This is a genomic window from Pseudomonas sp. AGC41, from assembly GCF_057334555.1.
The window spans coordinates 109,820-111,025 of record NZ_JBHFJB010000081.1; the positions used below are offsets into that span (position 1 = coordinate 109,820).

The following is a 1,206-nucleotide window of genomic DNA, read 5'->3' on the forward strand; positions in this document are numbered from 1 at the left end:
GGCAATGGACCGACCAACATCAAGGTGACTGACACACCGCCTTCGCGAGCAGGCTCGCTCCCACAGGGTTTTTGCTTGCGCTGTAGCCCATAATGGCCGGCGTGGTTTTGGGGGGAGATGAAGATTTGTTAACTGGACGATGGACTGGGCTTGTGATGCTGGCCGGTGTTGTGTCCGGCTGCGGCCAGGGCGATACCCTGGAGCGTTTCGATGGCCCGACCATGGGCAGCCGATATTCCATCCAGTACGTCAGGCATGCCGCCACGCCCGGTCCGAACGTGGTGCAGGCCGAGGTGGAAAAACTTCTCGCTGAAGTGGATCGGCTGTTTTCCACCTATCGCAGCGATTCGGACATCGAGCGCTTCAATGCGCTGCCTGCCGGCAGTTGCCTGGCCATGCCGGGACCGGTGCTCGAACTTGTCCGGGTGGGTGAGCAGTTATCTTCGCAAAGCCATGGCGCGTTCGATCTGACGGTTGAGCCTTTGCTGAACCTGTGGGGCTTCGGCCCGCAATCCCGGCGAGAGGCGGTGCCCAGCGCCGAGGCCTTGGCTCTGGCGCGACGACAGGTTGGCCATGGCTACTTGCGGATCGAAGGCGACCGGTTGTGCAAGGACGCCGCGGTGGAAGTCGATTTCAACAGCATCGCGGCTGGTTACGCCGTCGACCGCATCGCCGCCAGGTTCCAGGCCATGGGCATCGACAGCTACCTGGCCGAAGCCACCGGGGAGCTCAAGGCCGTCGGGCACAAGCCGGATGGATCGGCCTGGCGCATCGCCCTGGAAGAGCCTCGGAACGATCGGCAAGTGGCCGAGCGTGTTATCGAGGTCAACGGCTATGGGGTTTCAACGTCGGGCGACTATCGTAAATATTTCGAGCAGGGCGGCAGGCGTTATTCCCACACCTTGGATGCGCGCACGGGGGCGCCGGTCCTACACTACCTGGCGTCAGTCACGGTAATTCATCCTTCAGCGATGTTGGCCGATGGACTATCGACGCTGTTGCTGATTCTCGGTCCCGAAGAGGGTTGGGACTATGCCCAGGAGCACGGCATCGGAGTATTTTTTGTGCTGCGGGATGGGGAGCGTTTCGTCGTACGCACAAACGATGTGTTTGAACGGATGGTTGGCGAAAAACCCCAATGATGACGATGAGCTTGTTCAGCGCTGTACTCGTGGGGGGGGGGGGGCTCCCGCTGGGCTGCGTAGC

At 61.4% G+C, this 1,206-nt stretch carries 1 protein-coding gene; it reads left to right on the top strand.

Annotated features, from left to right (window positions below):
• Nucleotides 1-155: 155 nt before the first annotated feature.
• Entirely contained in the window at nucleotides 156-1,142 is a 987-nt protein-coding gene (locus ACE04F_RS14165; protein WP_486107606.1) for an FAD:protein FMN transferase, read from the top strand.
• Nucleotides 1,143-1,206: the final 64 nt, after the last annotated feature.

What these genes read in the sequence shown, in the direction of transcription:
- ACE04F_RS14165 (WP_486107606.1), top strand. Translation starts at nt 156, where the DNA reads ATGCTGGCCGGTGTTGTGTCCGGCTGCGGCCAGGGCGATACCCTGGAG.